The sequence below is a fragment of the Achromobacter denitrificans NBRC 15125 genome (assembly GCF_001571365.1).
GTDB lineage: Bacteria > Pseudomonadota > Gammaproteobacteria > Burkholderiales > Burkholderiaceae_B > Achromobacter > Achromobacter denitrificans.
Window position 1 is genome coordinate 1 of record NZ_BCTQ01000086.1, and the last position, 2,605, is coordinate 2,605.

Below are 2,605 nucleotides of genomic sequence, written 5' to 3' on the forward strand. Positions count from 1 at the left end.
AGAACGCGGCGCTGGTGGAAGAGGCCGCGGCCGCGGCGGGCTCGCTGCAGGAGCAGGCGCAGCGCCTGGCCGAGGCGGTCTCGGTGTTCAAGATCAACGCGGGCGAAGTCATCGAAGTGCCCGCGCGCCAGTTGGCCCAGCAGCGCCCGGCGCCGCGTGTGCCGGCTCCGGCTCCGGCGGCGCCCCAGGCGCCCGTGGCCGAAGCGCCTGCTGCGCCCAAGGCCGCGCCGGCCGCGCGCCTGACGCACACCGCCCGCGCCAAGCCGGCCGCGGCGGAGGGAGCGACGGCGGCTCGTCCGCTGCGCCGGCCCGCCGCGAGGCCGTCTGCCGCGCCGTCTGCCGCGCCGGCCGCCAAGCCCGCGCCGGCGGCCAGCCGCCGGTCGCCGCCTGCGGATGACGATTGGGAATCTTTCTGACACCGGCCAGTCCGGTAAATGGGTAGGTATGCGAGGCTATATACATCTTCTGGCGGCGGCTGCGCTCACGGCGTTTCTCGCCGGCTGCGCGGCGACGGGCCACAATTTCGACCCGAGCAAGCTGTCGACCCTGACGCCAGGGCAGACGACGCTGGAAGAGACCTCGCGGGCGCTGACCGCCCCGCCCGACAAAATCTACCGACAAAGCGACGGCACCCTGCTGGCGCTTTGGTCCTTCAAGATCACGTTTGTCGCGGACGGCTTGTATAGCCGCAAGGAAGCGCTGCTCCAGTACGGGCCGGACGGCCGCCTGATGCGCCTCGTCGACAGCACCAATATTCTGCTGGAACCCTGGGAACGCCAGAAACTGCTGGGACCCGCGCCTGCGCCTGACTTCGCTCAGGACTGGGCGCTGCCCAAGGCGGAGCCCGAGGGGCAAATCATCTACATACCGGGCCCGGGTGAGCCGGCCGGTTCCAGGCCGCGGGGCGGGTAAGTCCCTGTAGTCCGGCAGAGAGCATTGCGGCGCAGATCGCAATGTACGTCGCCCTGAGTGTATGCGCCATGTAACAGGGCGTGTCCACAGGGTGGTTTTTCATTTGGTCAGGCAGTTCCTGAGGGATGGGGAAATTTATGGAAGCGAGTCTCGAATCCGGTGCGAAGTCCGGCAAGGTCGGCAAGAGGAAGGCGCCGCGCACGCCCAAGGTGAAGAAGAAGATGCGCCTGCGCGACGCCCGCGTCGGCACGATGCTGCTGTGGGTCATGGCGTTCTTCGCCATATTGATCGCGGCGGTCGGCGGCCTGGCCGTCTACTTCCTGCAAAGCAACTATGAGTCCATCCGCGAGGTCAACGCCCTGACCGAGCGCTCCAAGCAGGTCGAAGTGATCAACAGCGACATGCTGCGAGCCCGCGTCGCCCTGATGGTGGCGGCCCGCCACCTGCAGGAATCCGGCTGGGGCAGCGGCGAGAACTCGGCGCGCGACGCCGCGGCGGCCCTGAAAGGCGCCACGGACCTGTTGACGGGCGTGCGCAGCCGCTTCGCCGATTTCCAGAAGAACATGCTGCAGGACGATACCGGCCGTCAGCTGTCCATGAACCTGGTGCGGCGCTACCGCTCGTACATCGACGACGGCGTCGATACGATGGTCGAAGCCCTGCGCAGCGAAGACTACTCGACGTTCTATATGGTGAACAACGAGTACGGCACGCCGCGCAGCGCCGCGTTCATCGACGCGATCGGCGAATTCGGCAAGTACATCGCCGACCAGCAGCAAGCCACCATCGATCAGGCGGACGCCAACTTCAACCGCGCCATGATCGCGGTGGGCGTCGCGGTCGGCCTGGCGTTGTTGCTGATGATCCTGGCGCGCATGCTGTTCGGCCGCCTGGTGGTGCGCCCCTTGGTGGAAGCCGGCCAGCACTTCGACAAGATCGCCGCCGGGGACCTGACCAGCCGCGTGGAAGTGCGTTCGCACAATGAAATCGGCCAACTGTTCGCCGCCCTCAAGCGCATGCAGGAAAGCCTGACCCGCACGGTGTCGGCGGTGCGCCGCGGCGTGGACGAGATTACCGTCGGTTCGAGCGAGATCTCGGCCGGCAACACGGACCTGTCCAGCCGCACCGAAGAGCAGGCGGCCTCTCTGGAAGAGACGGCGGCCTCGATGGAGGAACTGGCCTCGACGGTGAAGCAGAACGCGGACAACGCCCGCCAGGCCAACCAGCTCGCGGCCAGCGCCTCGGACGTGGCCGAACGCGGCGGTTCGGCGGTGTCGGAAGTGGTCAGCACGATGCAGGGCATTTCGGCCAGCTCGCGCAAGATTTCCGAGATCGTGTCGGTGATCGACGGCATTGCGTTCCAGACCAACATCCTGGCGCTGAACGCGGCGGTGGAAGCCGCCCGCGCGGGCGAGCAGGGCAAGGGCTTCGCGGTGGTGGCGGGCGAAGTGCGTTCGCTGGCGCAGCGCCCAGGCGGCCAAGGAAATCAAGGGCCTGATCGAGGATTCCGTCACGAAGGTGGGCGCGGGTTCGCAGCAGGTGGAGCGCGCCGGGGCGACGATGCAGGAAATCGTGGCGTCGGTGAAGCGCGTCACGGACATCATGGGCGAGATCTCGGCGGCGTCCGAAGAGCAGTCCAGCGGGATCGACCAGGTGAACCGGGCGGTGTCGCAGATGGACGAAGTGACGCAGC

At 67.6% G+C, this 2,605-nt stretch carries 1 protein-coding gene and 2 pseudogenes; all 3 read left to right on the plus strand.

From position 1 onward, the window contains the following. Positions 1-416 (plus strand): annotated as a pseudogene (locus ADE01S_RS30945) (methyl-accepting chemotaxis protein); the annotation flags it as partial. Between the two features lie 28 nt (positions 417-444). Further along, entirely contained in the window at positions 445-912 is a 468-nt protein-coding gene (locus ADE01S_RS30950) for a hypothetical protein (RefSeq protein WP_062685583.1), read from the plus strand. Positions 913-1,049: 137 nt separating this feature from the next. Next, positions 1,050-2,605 (plus strand): annotated as a pseudogene (locus tag ADE01S_RS30955) (methyl-accepting chemotaxis protein); the annotation flags it as partial.